Below are 15841 nucleotides of genomic sequence, written 5' to 3'. Positions count from 1 at the left end.
CGACTGGCGGCGTGGGCGCAAAAACAAGCGGCAATCGACGTTGAAGGACTTCCATGACGACATGCGCCGCTTCAACAACCGCCACGCCTTCGCCACCATCACCTCACCCCGCCGATGACCCGTGCAAGAATCCGCCGTGGGGGGGGCGTGGTTTGACCAAAGTTATTGCCTCCCCAACCAAGCACCGTGCCGTCGCTCTTGAGCGCGAGACTATGGTATTGGCCTGCGGCGATGGCGGTGACTCCATTCAACCCGGCTGGGATGGCGCTCTGACCGGAACTATTGCTTCCCCAGCCGAGCAAGATGGAAAGACCTGAGTATGAACGGTTGGCGGCATGCCATCCCTGAGGAGCGATTAAACCAGCACGAGCCGAAGTTGCCAGAATTCCATCATCTGGATCCAGATTCATCCGCTTGAATACAAAAGGCGTCGAATAGACTTGTAGTAAACTGCCATTGGACAGAATCACTTGATCAAAAACCCCAGTGCTGGCATTACCGGTCAGAATCCCGTTCGCCAGCGAAAGCCCGGAATCCCCAATTGCATATTGCCAGAACAAAGAATTCAGCACTTCGGCATCCGTCGGCGAGTTCTTGCTGATCGTCAGCTCCGGTTTCCCGTCCGCCGCCGGAATCGTAATCCAGTCAAATGGCAGGAGTCCCCGCGCATCCATCGCCAACACCTCGAATTTGATCTGTCCCAAATCAATGTTCCAATCCGCCGCCACATCCCAGGTGAGCGTGTGATCCGTGTTGCTGGGGATCGCATCGCCGAGCTTGGCGGCGGTGCCTTCGACGAAGGTGACCGGCTTGAGGACATTGGCGAACGAGCGCACGCCGTCGACAAAGGCCAGCGCGCGGGTCTTCACGGTGGCGTCGTCCGGGTCGTTCACCCGATAGGCCACATCCATCAGCGTGGTGCCCGGCCGCATGGCGGCGGACTGGATGACGACCGTCGGCGCGGTGTTGGCGCAGGCCAGCGTGAGTGACGTCGCCCAGACGAGGGGAAGAAGCAGCGATTTGAGGGGCATGTTGATAGGCCGGCCTGTTATCCCGCCGTGCTGCAAGCCTTTTTCCCGCGGGGGAACTCATTTTGAGAGAGGCAACCGCGAATCGACGCGAATTTTCATACATTGATCGCCTTTGCCAAAATCGATTACCGATCATCCTCCCGCCTGCACTCTATCATGGGATCTCCAAATGCCGGTATTCACCAGCGCCGGTGGTGGCGCCGGCGGCCACGATGTCGCTGGAGGCGGCGAGAATGCGGCGAAGGTCGTTGGTCGAAAGCTCAAGGATGGCGAGGCCCCGGCCCGCGAGATTTTGCTGATAGCGGAGGTTCTGATCCGAAGTGATGAAGATGTCGAATTCCTGCTCTGCCAGACGGATGAGGTCGCCGTTTTTGATTCCGCCCCAGCCCCGCCATTGCGTGGAGGTGCAGTCATGCCCGGCGAGCAGTTTGTGCATTGGCCACGGAACGCACTCGTCGAGCAAGATCCTCACGCTACGGCCAGAAGGACGGATTCAGACCTCTCCAGCAAGGCGCGTGCAGCTTCGCGGCTCACGGACGGAAAGCACTCCACGAACTCCCCAAGGGTGTAGTTGTTCTCAAGATAATCGAAGAGCGTTTTTACGGGCACGCGCGTTCCTTTGAAAACAGGGGTTCCACCCAGAATGTCCGGGTCGGTGGTGATCAAATCCTTGGTGTCCACGCATCAAACGTAGGCAGCCCCGCTGACACTGTCAATCCCGCCTCTCCCCCCTCTCAGCCCCTTTGCCCGACCCGGATGCCAAGTGATCGAACGGTCTGAAATTTTCCTGCGCGCCGAGGCCATTGAAGCGCTGCGCGGGATTCGTGGCAATCCACGCGCCAAAATAGCGACCTTCATCAACTCACTGGCTTCGGACCCTGCCTTCTCAGGGGATTACAGGGCGAACTCGACTCGCTCGTAGAGATCCGCAAGGGCCAAGGAAGCCTCGATTTCCGGCAGCGGGATGATGGCATCCAGCCCGCTGTGGCGCTCGATGGTGAATCCCCCTTCCGGCAGGCGGCGGTGAAGAGTGACAGCTGGGGCCTCGGGCTCGACGAAAAGCAGGACTTTCAACGAGGGGATCGTGAGGTAGGCGTCGCGCTTCTCGCCGAGGTCCGCACGGCGGGTGGAGTCACTGAGGACCTCGATGATGACGACGGGTTGAGTCTGGAAATGAGCGGAATCCGGATTCGATTGGCAGACGACCATCGCATCCGGGTAGTAAAAGCGGCTGTGGTCGGGGAACTCGATGCGGACCTTGGTGTCGCTGTTAAAGGGCTGGCAGGATTTACCCCGCAGCATTCCGTGTAGCGCTGCCAAGCAATTCAAGGCAATGTTGTTGTGGCGGATCGTAGCGCCCGCCATGGCGTGGACGGTGCCACCCAGGTATTCATGTTTCGTGTCGCTGATTTCCTCGCCTGCGAGATAGTCGCTCACCGTGATGGAATCCGGCGGCCTCAGTGTGGTCATGGCGGGACGGTAGCAGGACGAATGCGGGCTGGCAACCTGTGGAATGGGTTCTCAAATGTGTTCCGACTGTCTCAGTCGGATTCCGGGACGGCGGGAGAGGTGCGGACGGCGCGGGACATGTCCCCGCTTTCCCACTGGCCGACATGTCGGCCAGTGGGAAAGCTCCGACATGTCGGAGCAGTCCTCACCGCCGACTTGACACTCGCAATGCCGCATTACAGCATTACTGCATGACAAGTATTCCAGTTTCCAAACGAGGCACCATCACCTTGCCGCCGGACATGCGCCGGAAACTGGGGCTGGATGCGGCCGAACACCCGATGATGCTGGTGGAACTCAGGGACGGCGGGATTTTCCTGCAACCGGCGGAAGCCCTGCCCGTGCGCGATATTCCCGAGGAAACCTTGCGGGGCTGGATCGCGGAAGATGAAACGGATGCCGAATCCATCTGGAGGAAGGCCGGGAAAGCGTGAGGATTTTCCTGGATAGCAGCGTGCTGCTTTCCGCCTGCGGATCGGCAAAGTCGCTGTCCCGGTTGATCACGGAAATCGCTCCCGATCGCGGCTGGCACTTGATCTCGGCCAGCTATTGCCGCGCGGAAACGAGCAGGAACATCGGGAAACTCGGAGCGGAAGCAGCCCTGACATGGCCGGGCATGCAGTCCAAGGTCGAGTGGATTCCCAATGCTCTGACCAGCCGGAAGCCATTGCTGCTCGCCGCCTCCAAAGACAAGCCAGTGCTGATTTCCGCGCTGGCCGCCAGGAGCGAGGTGTTGCTGACTCTGGACAAAGGCGATTTCGGCCTGCTGCTCGGGACGACGGTTTACGGGATGCGGGTGAACACGCCGCGCGATTTTTTGATCGGCGAGGGACTCGGTTGAGGCGGCGGAGTGGTCCGGAATGTTTCCCTCTCCGGGTTTCGCTTCCGGGGGCGGCTTGCGTCTGATACGCCCCACGCATGCCCGCCGCCGATCTGACTGGAAACCCGCGGCGCTTCGTGGTCTTCACGGTGTTTTACAACGCCCGCGCCTACTACCCGGTGCTGGCGATCCTGTTTCTCGACCTCGGGCTGACGCTCGACCAATTCGTCCTGCTCAACCTCATCTGGGCGACGACGATCCTGCTGTTCGAGGTCCCCTCGGGCGCGCTGGCGGACACGCTCGGGCGGCGGAAATTGCTGATCGCCGCGGCGGGGCTCATGGTGTTGGAAATGCTCTGCCTGCTGCTCGCGCCTCGCGGCGGCGGGGCCGTGTTGGTCGCGTTGTGCGTCCTGAACCGGGTGCTTTCCGGCTTGTCGGAAGCCTGCGCCAGCGGCGCGGACGAGGCGCTCGCCTACGATTCCCTGCCGGAAAACGCGCGGGCGGATGCGTGGGACAAACTGCTCGCCACCACCATGCGCTGGCGCTCGGTCGGCTTCGTCGTCGCGATGGTCCTCGGCGGCTTGATCTATGACCCGGAGCCGCTGAACCGCTTGCTGCCCGCGGGCTTCCAGCTCTCGCACGAGGTCGCCCACCGTCTGCCAGTCGCCGTGGTGCTTTGCCAGGCGCTCGTCTGTTTGGGGATCACCCTGCGGATGGTCGAGCCGCCGCGCCATACGGCGGCCGGACTCGGGAGTTCCTGCCAGAACGCCTGGAAGCTAACACTGGAAACCGCGCGCTGGGTGTTCACCCACCCGCGGACTTTGGTCGTGGTGGTCATCGGCCTCGCGATCGATTCAATCGTCAGGAATTTCGCGACCCTCACCAGCAGTTATTACCGGCTCATCGAGCTGCCGGAGTGGAGCTTCGGCTTCATCGGCGCGGCGATCGGCGTGCTCGGCTGGTTCGTGCCGGGCATCGCTAAAAACCTCAACCACCGCTTCGGCACGCTGACCAATCTCGGCATCGCCGCCGGGATTTCCCTGCTCGGACTAACCGCGCTCGTTCCCGGCTGGCCGCTGTTCGGCCTGCTGCCCGCGATGCTTCTCATGACCACGCTGGGTTACCTCGGTTTCACGGTCAGCCGGGCGCTCCACGGCCTGGCGGATTCCGGCAGGCGCGCCACCGTGCTCTCGGTCAAAGGCCTCGCGTTCAACCTCGGCTACGGGCTTTTCAGCCTCGGCTTCTCGCGACTGCTCGCGCATTTCCCGGACCACCCGCCCGGCGCGGCATTGCGCGCGGCGTTTTTCTGGCAGGTCCCCGCCTTCGCGCTCGTCGCGCTGCTGCTGTTCGCCGGAGCGAACCGGTTGCTCAAACGCGCCGCCTGACGGCGCGGGTCACGCGTTCGCCGGCTCGATTTGCAGCTGCGGCTTGCGGTGGCGGTGGATCCAGACGCTCTGCACCAGGCCCAGCAGGAACATGCAAATCACCACGAAGGTGCCCGAGTAACTCACCAGCGGCAGCGGGATCCCGGTGATGGGCATGATCAGCACGCACATCCCGATGCTCTCGAAAACGTGCGCGAAAAACAACGCCACCACCAGACACACCAGCAAACGCCCGGACACATCCCGGCTGTAAAACGCGATGAACAGCCCCTGCACGAGAAGCAGCGCGAACGCCGTGAGCAGCAACAAACCGCCGCGAAAACCCAGTTCCTCGCCGATCACGCCGAACACGTAATCGTTGTGCGCGGTCTCCCGCGGGATGAAGCCTCTGGCGTGCAGCGACCCCTGCTCCGCGCTCGCGTTGTGACCGGCACCCTTCCAGCCCGCCTTGCCGATCGCCATCGAGACGTTGTGAGGCGCGTAGGCGTCGCCATTAATGTCGACCTCGCGGCCCTGCATCATGCGCAGCCAGACGTCGATCCGCTCCGGGCCACGCTTGGAAACCAAGGGCAGCGCCACGAAATACAGCAGCGGAATGATCCCCGCGCCGAAGAACGACATGCATGTGAGATAACGGAACGGAATGCCGCCGATGAGCAGCGCGACGATCGCCACCGGAATCCAGACCAGCGCCGAACCCATGTCGCCCATTTTCATCACCATCAGAAACGGCACCGCCGCGACCAGCCCGATGATCCCGATGCGGATGAACGGCGCGCCAAACCAGCGGTGGAGCTTCGGCAAATCCTGCACCAGCCAGGCAATCAGCAGAATCCCCGAGGTGATCCCGAGCTGCGCGGGCTGGAACGAAAACCCGCCCAGCTTCAACTGGTGCACCGAGTCGTCCTGCTGCATCGCCACGATCATTAGCGCCATGCTGACGAGGTAAAACGGGATTCCCAGCCAGCGGATCCACCGGTAGTCGATGAACGCCGCGACGAAATAAGCGATGCTCCCGATCAGGATGAACGTCTTCTGCTTCGAGGCGAAATAAGCCCCCGCGCTGCCGAAGTGGGCGAGATTCTCCTTGGTCATCGAAACGTGCCGCGCCGCGCTCTCGATCATGAACACGCCGAAGATCAGGAGCCCGTACATCACCAGTACGAGCACCCAGTTCACCCCCAGAATTTTCCTCAAAAACGGCGTCATGTCAGACTCGCCGGCGAACATACGCCTCCCGCCCCCCATGGCAAGGCGGGCGTGAAATTTCACCTTGGCGCCGCCACCCAAGTCGGGTGGAACGGAAACTGGTGGGCAGCCATGATCACATGCGGTTGGAATAGTCTGTAATTGCAAGGGGGGGAAGCCCTTGCGAGGCGAGAGATGTGCTCCATCCTTTCGGACTGCGGGGGCATGACCCCGCTTTCCCACTGGCCGACATGTCGGCCAGTGGGAAAGCTCCGACATGTCGGAGCAGTCCAGACCATTATGACTCTTCAGCTCCGCCCCAATTTCTTGACACCCCGTCCCCGGGAAAACAGCTTACTGGCATGGCAAACGATCCCTCCTACTACGCTGGCCTCGACATCGGCGGCACCACCGTCAAGGCCGTTCTGGTCAATCATCACGCCGAGCAAACCGGGCCGTTGGTCGAGGTCCGCAGCCTGGTCAAAAACGGCTACGAAGCGACTTTCGGCCAGCTCGACAACGCGCTCGACCAACTCGCCGCCGGAGCCGGCATCGACCGCAGCGCCATCGCCGGCATCGGTCTGGACGTGCCCGCGCCCAGCAGCGAAGGCGTCATCTGGGGCCGCGCGAATCTCGGTGAAGACTGGGTCGGCACCGACATCCAGGGGAAATTTTCCGCCCGCAGCGGCGTGCCGGTCCACATGACCAACGATTGCAACGCCGCCGCGATTGGCGAATACGCGCTCCGCCGCAAGCACCTCGGCAGTCTGTTGTTGGTCGCTCCGGGCACCGGTCTGGGTGGCGGCTTCGTGCTCCCCGGCGGCCGCAGCTACGAGGGCGCGAACGGTCTCGCGCTGGAAGTCGGTCACATCAGCGTGCCCTTCCGCGAGGACGATGGCGAACTGCCGGTTTGCTCCTGCGGCCTCAAAGGCTGCGCCGAAGCATGGGTCTCGCTCGTCGCGCTCCGCCGCCGCCTGCGGCTCGAACTGGCCAAGCCGGAATGGGCGGACCACGCGCTCAACCAAGACCCCGCGCCGGTGGAGGAAAAAGCCTTCAAACTCCGGGATTTCGCCGAAAAGGGCGACCCACTCGCGGTGCAGATTTTCAAACAACAGGGATTCATCCTCGGCTACGCCATCGCCGACATGGTCCGCACGCTGGATCCCGGCTTGGTCGTCATCGGCGGCGGCTTGGCGGAAGCCTCGTTCCGCGACCAATACATGGTGTGGATCGAGGAAGGTTTCGCCGACCGCGCCTGGCCGGTTTACCGCCACAGCCCGCTCGACCCGAACGTCATCACGACCCAGTTCGAATGGGCGGTCGGCGGCGATGCCGCGGCGGCGATCGGCATGGCCTACACCGCGCAGGAAATGTTCCAGTGAGGCATCAGAAGGGTGGACCTTTGGTCAACCCGGGTCGACGGAACGTCGACTCTCCTCATTCTTCCACCCCCGCCAAGCGTGGCCGAAAAACAGCGCGGCGAAGAGGAACATGAAGAACGAGAAGAACTGCCCTTTGGTGAGGAAGCCGACCATCGCTGCGTCCGGCTCGCGGAACTGCTCGCCGAAAATCCGGAAAACCGCGTAAAGCGCGAAAAACAAGCCGGTGATCAGGCCCGCCGGTGCCTTGGGGAAACGCACCCGCACGATCCACAAAATCGCGAAAAGCAGCGCGCCTTCCAGCAAGGCCTCGTAAATCTGCGACGGATGCCGCGGCTGGAGATATTGCCCGAGGATGTTCGAGATCTGCGGGTTCTCGCGGGCGGCGGCGATCAGCGGATCGAGCGTTTTCGCATCCGCCAGCGACGGCTCCATGCGGGTGCAGGCCTGCCACGCGATCGCCTGGGTTTCATCGGACTCCTCGACCAGCGACATCGGAAACTTGACCGCCCACGGCACGCCGTTCGCCACCCGGCCGTAGAGCTCGCCGTTGATGAAATTCGCCACCCGCCCGAAGAACAGCCCGACCGGCCCGACCACACACAAGCCGTCGGCCAGACCAGCCCACGAGACCTGGTGCTTTTTCGCGTAAACCCAGGTGAAGACCGCCAGTCCGAGAATCCCGCCATGGCTGGCCATCCCGCCTTCCCACACGCGCAAAACCAGCAGCGGATCATGCGCCAGCCCATCCCACCCGGCTTTCGGGATTTGATAGAAAAAGATGTACCCCAGCCGCCCGCCCAGAAACACGCCGAACAACGCGCAGGCCGCGATGAAGTCGCCGACTTTTTCCGGTTTCATCACCCACAAGCCGCGCTGCGCCAGATTCCGCAGCAGCAGGAAACCCGCGACGAAACCCGCCAGATAGGCCAGTCCATACCACCTCAACGCCAGCCCGCCGTAAATCGGCAGCGCCACCGGATTCAAATCATGCACGTATGTCGCAAACACGGCGGCAGCACACACGATCCCAGTCCGGCTAGCAAGCCGTGATCAAATCCCCTGCTTTTCGGGATGGGAATTTGAAAATCCCCTCATAAAGTCCGCGCATGCCGAGCAAGCAGGAACTCCTCGACCTCCAATTCATCGATGCGCGTCACATGCTCATCAACCTCGCCGCGTTTCTCGACCGGATCGACCGCCATCCGGGCGAGGACGACTATCGCCTCGCCGCCTTGAAAACCGCGCTGCCGATTCTCTTCTCCGACCGCCCCGACCGCGCGAAAGCCGTCTTGGAATCCTTCTCGGACCACACTACCGATCTTCCCCAAACCGCGCCCTTCCAAGGCGCCACCGGAGCGCCGCCATCCCTGTGAAATACATCGAGCCCCACGCCCACATGGTCAGCCGGACCACCGACGACTACGAGAAACTCGCGCTCGCAGGCTGCGAGGCGATTTGCGAACCCGCCTTCTGGGCCGGCTTCGACCGTTCGTCCGCAGACGGATTTCACGACTATTTCCGCCAGCTCACCGAGTATGAGCCGAAGCGCGCGGCGAAATACGGCATCAAGCATTACTCGTGGCTCTGCATCAACCCGAAGGAAGCCGACGATCCGGGATTCGCCCGCGAGGTGATGAGCCTGATCCCGCAGTTCCTCGATCGCCCGACGGTGTTAGGCATCGGCGAGATCGGGCTGAACAAGAACACCCGCAACGAGCTGGCGATCTTCGAGGAGCACGTGCAGCTCGCGCTCGACCGCGATTTACCGATCCTGATCCACACGCCCCACCTCGAGGACAAGCTCAAGGGCACCCGGCTGATCCTCGATTCGCTCGCCTCGTTCTCAAAGTTAGACCGCGGGAAAGTCATCATCGACCACGTCGAGGAACACACGATTTCCCACGTCCTCGACGCCGGCTACTGGGCCGGCATGACGCTCTATCCGGAAAGCAAGTGCACGCCGAACCGCGCCATCGACATGCTCGAAATCTACGGCACCGAGCGGCTGTGGATGAACTCCGCCTGCGACTGGGGCCACTCCGACCCCCTCGCCGTGCCCAAGTGCGCGCTCGAAATGAAACGCCGCAAGCACACCGCGGAGCAGATCGAGCAGATCATCTACCAGAACCCCCGCAGGTTCCTCAGCCAGTCGCCGAGGTTTGTGGCATGAGTGCCGCGGATGACAGTCCTTCGGACTGCGGGGACGTGTCCCCGCAGTCCGAAAGCCCTCCGCACTCCGGCAACACCCCACTCCCATGAAATTTCACCCGTCCCACCTCTCCTACTGCACCAACATCCACCCGGCGGAAACTTGGGCGGAGACCTTCGCGGTGCTGCGCACGCACGTGCTAGCCGTGCGCGACCGCTTGCGGGCGGCGGGCTCGTTAGGCGCGAACGAGGCCTTCGCCATCGGCCTGCGGCTCTCGGCGGTGGCGGCACAGGAGCTTCTGGCGGGTGAAAATCTGGCGGAGTTCAAGGACTGGCTGGCGGAGACGAACACCTACGTTTTCACCATCAACGGCTTTCCCTACGGCAGCTTCCACGGCACGCGGGTGAAGGAGCAGGTTTTCAAGCCGGATTGGACGGAGCGCGCGCGGGTGGATTACACGATGGATCTGTTCCGGATTCTGGCGGTGGTCGCGCGGCCGGGGACGGGAGCGTCGGTTTCCACGCTGCCGGGATCTCACAAAACCTTTGGCGCGGATGAATCGGTGATTGTCCGCCACTTGATCGAACTGGCGGACTGGTTGGAAATGCTGGCTGCGGAAACCGGGCACGATTTCCACCTCGGCCTGGAACCGGAACCGCTCGGGCATTTCGAAAACACGGAGGAAACGCTCGCGTTTTTCGAGCGCCTGCACGCGGCGGCACCGGACGTTGAAACCATCCGCCGCCGGATCGGCGTGAACTACGACGCCTGCCACTTCGCGCTGGAATACGACACCGCCCGCGAATCGCTCGACGCGCTGACCGCCGCCGGCATCCGGATTTCCAAGATCCACCTCTCCAGCGCGCTGGCACTCGATCCGCGCGACCCGGCGGCGCTCGCGGCGATCCGCCCCTTCGACGAGCCGGTTTATTTCCATCAGGTCCTGCTGCGGCGGGCGGATGGCGGGATCACGCGATTTATCGACTTGCCCGCGTTTTTCAGCGCCGCGGGAAATCACGAAATCGACCCGGCGGCGTTCGAGGAAATGCGCGTCCATTTCCACATCCCGCTCGATGCCGAGCCCGCCGCGCCCTTGCGCTCGACCCGCGACCAGACGGCCGAGGTGCTCCGCTGGCGTAAATCCCACCCCGCCGCCTGCCCGCATTACGAGATCGAAACCTACACCTGGGGCGTGCTGCCGGATGACTTGCAGCGTCCGGTCGAGGAACAAATCGCAGGGGAATACGCGTGGGTATTGGCAAACGCATGAGTTGCCAGACGGTCAAATCCGGTGTTTCCTGCCGGCCATGTCTGACATCAAAATCACCATCCACACCTCCGCCGGCGACATCAACGCCCGGCTCTTCGCCTCGCAAGTCCCGGTCACCTGCGCCAATTTCCTCAACCTCGCCAAGCGCGGTTACTACGACGGCGTCGCCTTCCACCGCGTGATCCCCAATTTCATGATCCAGGGCGGCGACCCGACCGGCACCGGCTCCGGCGGCCCCGGCTACAAGTTCGCCGACGAGATCGACCGCTCGCTCAAGCACGACAAGGCGGGCATCTTCTCCATGGCTAACGCCGGACCTAACACCAACGGCAGCCAGTTCTTCATCACCCACCTTCCGACCCCGCACCTTGACGGCAAACACGCCGTCTTCGGCGAGGTCATCACCGGGCAAGACGTGGTCAACAAGATCGTCAAGGGCGACAAGATCAACTCCGTCACCATCCACGAGGACACCACCGCTTTGTTCGAGTCGCAGAAGGACAATCTCGAACATTGGAACTCGATTCTCGACCGCTAATTTCATTTTTGTTAGTATTGGTTGAATATCTCCATCTCCCCATTCCGCCGTCACGACGCGGGATGGGGATTTTTCATTTCAGCTTCAAAGTGCTCGTTTCAAGGCAGTTACATAACCAACGAGCCCATGGGCGATTCTCGCTCACCCTACGCGATCGCGTAACTTATATCCGATTTCTTGAATTTTGTCCGGGGCGGGCATTCAATCGCTGCGTTGACTCGCAAGAGGAAACCACCCCCCAACAACATGAAACACCACCACCCCCCCCGTGGCGGACAATTGGCCATCGGCTTGCTTGCATGCCTTTGCTCACTCCAGTCCGTCTCCGCCGAAGAAACGATCCCAACCGGAAAGCTCGACATCGACCGCACTTTGGTCCGCGTCGGCAGTTTCTCTCAACTCGACTGGCAAATCCACTACAAGACCGGCATCACCGAGGTCCTGGAAGTCGTCTCACCCAACATCCTCAAACCGAAGGATGACCTCACCATGCGGGTTCGCGTGTTAGGAGCTTCGTTCCAGCAAGCCAAGGACAACAATGGCGGCGGCAACAACTACGACAGAGTGGACTCGAGCAACCCCGCCAAAGGCTCCGGAACCACGAGCGACGGGATCGACAACGCCACCGAAGACGACGAGATCCGGAGATCCAACAAAACTTACGACCTTCCCGTCGAAGCCGTGTGGAGCATAAACAACTCCTCATGGGCCAAGATCTTCTCCGGCCAGCAAGCCAAGATCAACCCCGCCAAGGTCGTTCTCGACAAAAAGGTCAAGGCCGGCGACATCATCAACTTCGGCGGCCGGGGCTATTTTGACAAGGCCTGGCTCCCGCTCTACACCACCGCCAAGAGCACGCCGAATGTTCTCATGCTGAAGAACGGAGACTCGATTCCAGCCACCAACCAAGCCTTCCAGCAGTCCCTTTTTGAGGACTTCCTCAAGCCCTACCTCGCCATGGATGGCAAGACGGTGAAAATCGGCAACCGCGAGTTCCTCGTGCTCATGGAGCTCGGCCAAACCGACGCGACCCACTACGGCTTCGACCTCCAGGATCTCGCGGTGCTCGTCACCTTCGAATAACGATCCCCCAAAGACTCCCCCCAAAATGAAAACCGCACTCATCCTCTGTGCGCTGGCTAGCAGCGCCCTCGCCGCGGCGCCGGTCCTTCCCCGCATCACGCCGGAAGAACTCGCCAAGCTGCAGCAAGGCACGCCCATGATCCGCTTGCAAACGCCCGCACAGGGTGAGGCGGCCACCAGCCGTCCTAACGACCAATCCATCATCAAGCAATCGGTGGTTCTGAACGACGGGAAAAGCTGGACCCTCATCCCCAAGGGAGCGGTGATCTTTCTCCCGCAGGCGATGGAAAGCCGCGTGAATGCCGACCCGGTCGGAACGCTTCTCCCGTGGAATGATTTCCTCACCCGGAACCGGGCCTGGATCACCACCAACGACGTCTCCTTCGACCAAGCCGCCGGAAAAGAAGCGCTCCCCCCCGAGCGCGTCGCCTACTGGGCAACGCAGAAGAAGATCGTCATCGCCACCCACCGCCAGGGGCCGATCTCCGTCCGCCTCGCTCCGGCAACCCCAACAACCACCCTCCAATGAAACTTCTCGGACTACTACTCGCCGCCCTCTCAACCCACGCCTCCGCCGCAACCGGCCCCTACGTGAACTTCATCCGCCAGACCCAGCAAGGAACCGGCGTCGTTTGGGACATGCCCGTCGCGCGCAGCGGCATGGGCCCCTCCGCCATGACGCTCGAAACCAACGGCTCCCTGTTCCAACTCTGGACCATCGAGCAAAACCAGGCGAAGGACTATCTGCTCGACCAGAAGCTCGTCAGCGCCTATCTGCCGAAAGCGGACATCAAGATCACCACCCTCGATCCCTACACCCTTGTCACCCGCACGCGGGTCGACCAGCCGTTTTCCGTGGAAATCGAGGTGGCCGACTTGTTGACTGGCATCGGTCTGCCGGATGCCGCCACCAAGGTCCTGCTCGAACATCACGTCCAATCCTACGCGGAAGGACAAATATCGCTCGACCGCACCGCGGTGGCCGCAACCACCCCGCACTACTCCGCGTATATCTCCGAGAACGGCAAAACCGTGCTGAAGTTCGCAGCCTCCTCGCTCAAGGCGGCCGATCCGACCAAGGCCAGTGGTGAAGAACACTTCATCATTCACGCCCTTTCCGACGGCACCATCACCCAGACCCAGATCGCCTCGACTCACGTGCAGGTCTGGCCCGTCGCCTCGGGTGAGATCCTCGGCATCACCGAGGGTCAGGAACTCCGCTTCGACATCCCGAAGATCCAGCTCAACCTCAACGACCTCTACCCGCGCAGCGACACCTATCTGATGCTCTACGAGGGCACCGCGGTCAACGGCGCGCAGGGCGTCATCGCCAAAGCCTTCCCGGTGGACCGCGATCAGACTGTTAGCAAGATCCTCGAAGTCACCGACCTCGGCACCAAGTTCACCAAAAACGGAACCTACACCGTGGCGCTCATGAGCGAGACCGTCTTTGGCACCGAGCTGCTTTGCCCGCCTATCACCTTCTCGGTGGATCGAACCATCACCATCAACGCGATGCAGACCAACTTCACCGACGACACCGCGGACCTCGCCGCGCCGTAAGCACCCCCCCCCGAAAAAACGACCGGTCGGCGTTCGATCGGAGGATGCAGCCCCCCGGCACCCTCCTGATCCGCCGGCCGGTCAATTTTTTCGCCCCGCCGGCCCGTCGCCGGAAATCCGCGTTTCATCCGACTCGACACGCGTCCTGATTTCGGCACGATTTCCCGGCTTTCCAACAAACACAAACCGATGTCCGAATTCCTCGTCATTCCACGCCAAGACCACGACGCCCTCGTTTCCAAAGCCTATCAATCCCACGGCTACAGCGCCGACGAAGCCGACGAAGGCGCCAAACTCTGCGCCGAGGCCGCCCGCCACGGCATCCGCACCCACCACGCGCTCAAGGCCTTGCACCTCGACCACCTCTTCGGCTCCGGAGTCGGCGGCTGCGTCCCCGGCGCGGAAATCGAAGTTCTCCCATCCCGCTTCCCCGCCTCCGAGCGCTGGAATGCGAACAAAAAACTCGGCCAGTCGGTCGCCTACCGCGCCATCGACCGCGCCATCGAGCTCGCCGACCAATACGGCATCGCCCAGATCGCCGTGGACAACGCCTTCCACTACCTCTGGGGCGGCGGCTACGTCATGGAAGCCGCAGAGCGCGGTTATTTCGCCTACACCAACTGCACCTCAGCCCTCGCCGAAGTCGTCCCTTTCAGCGGGAAATCCCCCACCCTCGGCACCAACCCGCATTCGTGGGGCATCCCGAGCACCGCGGCTAACGGCTTCCCGATCGTCATGGACTGGGCCACCTCCACCGTCGCCATGGGCCGCGTGCAAACCCTGAAACGCGAGGGCAAAATGCTCCCTCCCGGCGCCGCCGTCGATGCCAACGGCCAGCCCACCAACGACCCTAACGAAGTTGCAGCCCTCCTTCCCTTCGGCGGTCACAAAGGCTACGGCATGTCGCTGCTCAACGAAATTTTCGGCGGCCTCATCGGCGGCTCGCTGCCCACCATCCGGGGCCGCAAGCTCACGACCCCGGGCGAGAAGAACACGCCCGTCTTCTACTTCCAAGTCATCCACCCGGACGCCCTGTCCGGCGGAAACTTCGCCCAAGGCCGCAGCCAGATTGAAAACCTCAAGGCGGTCATCGACGACATCCTCGGCCACGGCAACGAAGCCGCGATGCTTCCCGGCCAGCTCGAAGCCGCCGCCCGCAAGCGCTCGGACGCCGCCGGCGGCCTGCTCTTCACCGAAGCGGAAATCGGCGAGTTCAACGAGATCAACGCGGAACTCGGCCTGCCCGCCTGGGACGTGAGCAAGCTCGCCCAAGCCTGAGACATCCCGACCTGCCGGGAAATTGAACGACCTCAACGTGACGCAATCCAGCCGCGAATTTCCCGCAGGATCGGCACATCCGCGTCAGCCCACGGGAGCTCGTTGAAATCCTCCGGCAGGCACCAGCACAGCTTCTCGTGCTCGATCGCTCGCAGCTCGCCGCTCACGATGGTGCAGCGGAACGGCAACAGCCGGATCGTCCTTTCCTCGTAGCTCCAGACCACCGCCGTGAGCGGCAGCCCGACTTCAACACCCACGGCGAGCTCCTCCTGCAACTCGCGGACGAGCGCGGATTGGGGCGATTCGCCGGGATCGACTTTCCCACCCGGAAATTCCCACAAGCCGCCAAGATGCTTTCCCGCCGGACGCAGGCAGGCCAAAAACCGCCCATCCGGATTCTCAATCACGCCGCAAACCACATCCACCATGGCGGACAATCTGGCGGAACCGGCCGCCATCAGTCAACCGCCATGGTGCGGCTTAATACCATTTAGCAGAATATCCTAGGCGAAAATACATTTCCCTGTATTAATTTCGCATGGCAAGAAAACGAGGCAGGCTAGACTTCAATAACGAGGCACCAGGGATCGGCAAAAGGCACCGTGCTGAGAAGACGGGATGGAAGAAAGAGCGGCTTCTCGCCAT

At 62.1% G+C, this 15841-nt stretch carries 19 protein-coding genes; 12 read left to right on the top strand and 7 right to left on the bottom strand.

Annotation, left to right across the window (positions count from 1 at the left end):
• Positions 1 to 98: 98 nt before the first annotated feature.
• The 4 genes from AC4DF4_RS14115 to AC4DF4_RS14100 form a co-directional block, all read right to left on the bottom strand.
• The gene (locus tag AC4DF4_RS14115; protein WP_490048752.1) at positions 99 to 1031 is read right to left on the bottom strand and encodes a hypothetical protein; all 933 of its coding nucleotides are present in this window, start codon (positions 1029 to 1031) and stop codon (positions 99 to 101) included.
• A gap of 154 nt (positions 1032 to 1185) precedes the next feature.
• Entirely contained in the window at positions 1186 to 1503 is a 318-nt protein-coding gene (locus tag AC4DF4_RS14110) for a DUF5615 family PIN-like protein (RefSeq protein ID WP_490048751.1), read from the bottom strand.
• Positions 1500 to 1712, bottom strand: a complete 213-nt coding sequence (locus AC4DF4_RS14105) for a DUF433 domain-containing protein (protein WP_490048750.1) — start codon at positions 1710 to 1712, stop codon at positions 1500 to 1502. The genes AC4DF4_RS14110 and AC4DF4_RS14105 overlap by 4 nt, the downstream gene beginning before the upstream one ends.
• 213 nt (positions 1713 to 1925) lie before the next feature.
• Positions 1926 to 2501, bottom strand: a complete 576-nt coding sequence (locus tag AC4DF4_RS14100) for a Uma2 family endonuclease (protein WP_490048749.1) — start codon at positions 2499 to 2501, stop codon at positions 1926 to 1928.
• 230 nt (positions 2502 to 2731) lie between these two features.
• On the opposite strand from AC4DF4_RS14100, the gene AC4DF4_RS14095 reads away from it, so the two are divergent.
• The 3 genes from AC4DF4_RS14095 (at position 2732) to AC4DF4_RS14085 (ending at position 4745) form a co-directional block, all read left to right on the top strand.
• A complete protein-coding gene (locus AC4DF4_RS14095; RefSeq protein ID WP_490048748.1) occupies positions 2732 to 2974 on the top strand; it encodes an AbrB/MazE/SpoVT family DNA-binding domain-containing protein in 243 nt (80 codons plus the stop codon).
• The gene (locus AC4DF4_RS14090) at positions 2971 to 3381 is read left to right on the top strand and encodes a hypothetical protein (RefSeq protein ID WP_490048747.1); all 411 of its coding nucleotides are present in this window, start codon (positions 2971 to 2973) and stop codon (positions 3379 to 3381) included. Before AC4DF4_RS14095 ends, AC4DF4_RS14090 begins: the two co-directional genes overlap by 4 nt.
• 77 nt (positions 3382 to 3458) lie before the next feature.
• Complete coding sequence (locus AC4DF4_RS14085) at positions 3459 to 4745, top strand: MFS transporter (protein WP_490048746.1); 1287 nt, start codon at positions 3459 to 3461, stop codon at positions 4743 to 4745.
• Positions 4746 to 4754: 9 nt separating this feature from the next.
• Here the strand turns inward: AC4DF4_RS14085 and AC4DF4_RS14080 are convergent, their stop codons facing one another.
• Positions 4755 to 6035, bottom strand: coding sequence for an FtsW/RodA/SpoVE family cell cycle protein (locus AC4DF4_RS14080; RefSeq protein WP_490048745.1), 1281 nt, complete (start codon positions 6033 to 6035; stop codon positions 4755 to 4757).
• Positions 6036 to 6295: 260 nt separating this feature from the next.
• Here AC4DF4_RS14080 and AC4DF4_RS14075 point away from each other — a divergent pair, with 260 nt between their 5' ends.
• A complete protein-coding gene (locus AC4DF4_RS14075) occupies positions 6296 to 7315 on the top strand; it encodes an ROK family protein (protein WP_490048744.1) in 1020 nt (339 codons plus the stop codon).
• 24 nt (positions 7316 to 7339) lie between these two features.
• On the opposite strand, the gene lgt is transcribed toward AC4DF4_RS14075, so the two are convergent.
• Positions 7340 to 8323, bottom strand: a complete 984-nt coding sequence (gene lgt / locus AC4DF4_RS14070; protein WP_490048743.1) for a prolipoprotein diacylglyceryl transferase — start codon at positions 8321 to 8323, stop codon at positions 7340 to 7342.
• 98 nt (positions 8324 to 8421) lie between these two features.
• On the opposite strand from lgt, the gene AC4DF4_RS14065 reads away from it, so the two are divergent.
• The 8 genes from AC4DF4_RS14065 to AC4DF4_RS14030 all read left to right on the top strand — a co-directional run bounded on the left by AC4DF4_RS14065 (position 8422) and on the right by AC4DF4_RS14030 (position 15196).
• On the top strand, positions 8422 to 8688 hold the full coding sequence (locus AC4DF4_RS14065; protein ID WP_490048742.1) for a hypothetical protein: 267 nt from the start codon (positions 8422 to 8424) through the stop codon (positions 8686 to 8688).
• The gene (locus AC4DF4_RS14060; RefSeq protein WP_490048741.1) at positions 8685 to 9485 is read left to right on the top strand and encodes a TatD family hydrolase; all 801 of its coding nucleotides are present in this window, start codon (positions 8685 to 8687) and stop codon (positions 9483 to 9485) included. Before AC4DF4_RS14065 ends, AC4DF4_RS14060 begins: the two co-directional genes overlap by 4 nt.
• 85 nt (positions 9486 to 9570) lie before the next feature.
• Positions 9571 to 10734, top strand: coding sequence for a metabolite traffic protein EboE (gene eboE, locus AC4DF4_RS14055; RefSeq protein WP_490048740.1), 1164 nt, complete (start codon positions 9571 to 9573; stop codon positions 10732 to 10734).
• A gap of 37 nt (positions 10735 to 10771) precedes the next feature.
• Positions 10772 to 11272 carry a peptidylprolyl isomerase gene (locus AC4DF4_RS14050; protein WP_490048739.1) on the top strand — a complete coding sequence of 167 codons (501 nt, stop codon included), beginning with the start codon at positions 10772 to 10774 and terminating at the stop codon, positions 11270 to 11272.
• 246 nt (positions 11273 to 11518) lie between these two features.
• Entirely contained in the window at positions 11519 to 12355 is an 837-nt protein-coding gene (locus AC4DF4_RS14045; protein WP_490048738.1) for a hypothetical protein, read from the top strand.
• A gap of 25 nt (positions 12356 to 12380) precedes the next feature.
• Positions 12381 to 12884 (top strand): hypothetical protein, encoded by a 504-nt coding sequence (locus tag AC4DF4_RS14040; protein ID WP_490048737.1) that lies wholly within the window; start codon positions 12381 to 12383, stop codon positions 12882 to 12884.
• On the top strand, positions 12881 to 13918 hold the full coding sequence (locus tag AC4DF4_RS14035; RefSeq protein ID WP_490048736.1) for a hypothetical protein: 1038 nt from the start codon (positions 12881 to 12883) through the stop codon (positions 13916 to 13918). Before AC4DF4_RS14040 ends, AC4DF4_RS14035 begins: the two co-directional genes overlap by 4 nt.
• A gap of 189 nt (positions 13919 to 14107) precedes the next feature.
• Positions 14108 to 15196: an Ldh family oxidoreductase gene (locus AC4DF4_RS14030; RefSeq protein WP_490048735.1), complete on the top strand. Its 1089-nt coding sequence runs from the start codon at positions 14108 to 14110 to the stop codon at positions 15194 to 15196.
• Positions 15197 to 15228: 32 nt separating this feature from the next.
• On the opposite strand, the gene AC4DF4_RS14025 is transcribed toward AC4DF4_RS14030, so the two are convergent.
• On the bottom strand, positions 15229 to 15654 hold the full coding sequence (locus tag AC4DF4_RS14025; protein ID WP_490048734.1) for a (deoxy)nucleoside triphosphate pyrophosphohydrolase: 426 nt from the start codon (positions 15652 to 15654) through the stop codon (positions 15229 to 15231).
• Positions 15655 to 15841 lie beyond the last annotated feature (187 nt).

It is taken from the genome of Luteolibacter sp., from assembly GCF_058122085.1.
The sequence above is the reverse complement of the archived record's forward strand: the minus strand, read 5'-3'. Positions and strand labels throughout refer to the sequence as shown.

Excerpts from the sequence above, each read along its gene's own strand:
- AC4DF4_RS14115 (WP_490048752.1), bottom strand. The coding sequence starts at position 1,031 with ATGCCCCTCAAATCGCTGCTTCTTCCCCTCGTCTGGGCGACGTCACTC.
- AC4DF4_RS14100 (WP_490048749.1), bottom strand. The coding sequence starts at position 2,501 with ATGACCACACTGAGGCCGCCGGATTCCATCACGGTGAGCGACTATCTC.
- AC4DF4_RS14095 (WP_490048748.1), top strand. The coding sequence starts at position 2,732 with ATGACAAGTATTCCAGTTTCCAAACGAGGCACCATCACCTTGCCGCCG.
- AC4DF4_RS14085 (WP_490048746.1), top strand. The coding sequence starts at position 3,459 with ATGCCCGCCGCCGATCTGACTGGAAACCCGCGGCGCTTCGTGGTCTTC.
- AC4DF4_RS14075 (WP_490048744.1), top strand. The coding sequence starts at position 6,296 with ATGGCAAACGATCCCTCCTACTACGCTGGCCTCGACATCGGCGGCACC.
- AC4DF4_RS14065 (WP_490048742.1), top strand. The coding sequence starts at position 8,422 with ATGCCGAGCAAGCAGGAACTCCTCGACCTCCAATTCATCGATGCGCGT.
- eboE (WP_490048740.1), top strand. The coding sequence starts at position 9,571 with ATGAAATTTCACCCGTCCCACCTCTCCTACTGCACCAACATCCACCCG.
- AC4DF4_RS14050 (WP_490048739.1), top strand. The coding sequence starts at position 10,772 with ATGTCTGACATCAAAATCACCATCCACACCTCCGCCGGCGACATCAAC.
- AC4DF4_RS14045 (WP_490048738.1), top strand. The coding sequence starts at position 11,519 with ATGAAACACCACCACCCCCCCCGTGGCGGACAATTGGCCATCGGCTTG.
- AC4DF4_RS14040 (WP_490048737.1), top strand. The coding sequence starts at position 12,381 with ATGAAAACCGCACTCATCCTCTGTGCGCTGGCTAGCAGCGCCCTCGCC.
- AC4DF4_RS14035 (WP_490048736.1), top strand. The coding sequence starts at position 12,881 with ATGAAACTTCTCGGACTACTACTCGCCGCCCTCTCAACCCACGCCTCC.
- AC4DF4_RS14030 (WP_490048735.1), top strand. The coding sequence starts at position 14,108 with ATGTCCGAATTCCTCGTCATTCCACGCCAAGACCACGACGCCCTCGTT.
- AC4DF4_RS14025 (WP_490048734.1), bottom strand. The coding sequence starts at position 15,654 with ATGGCGGCCGGTTCCGCCAGATTGTCCGCCATGGTGGATGTGGTTTGC.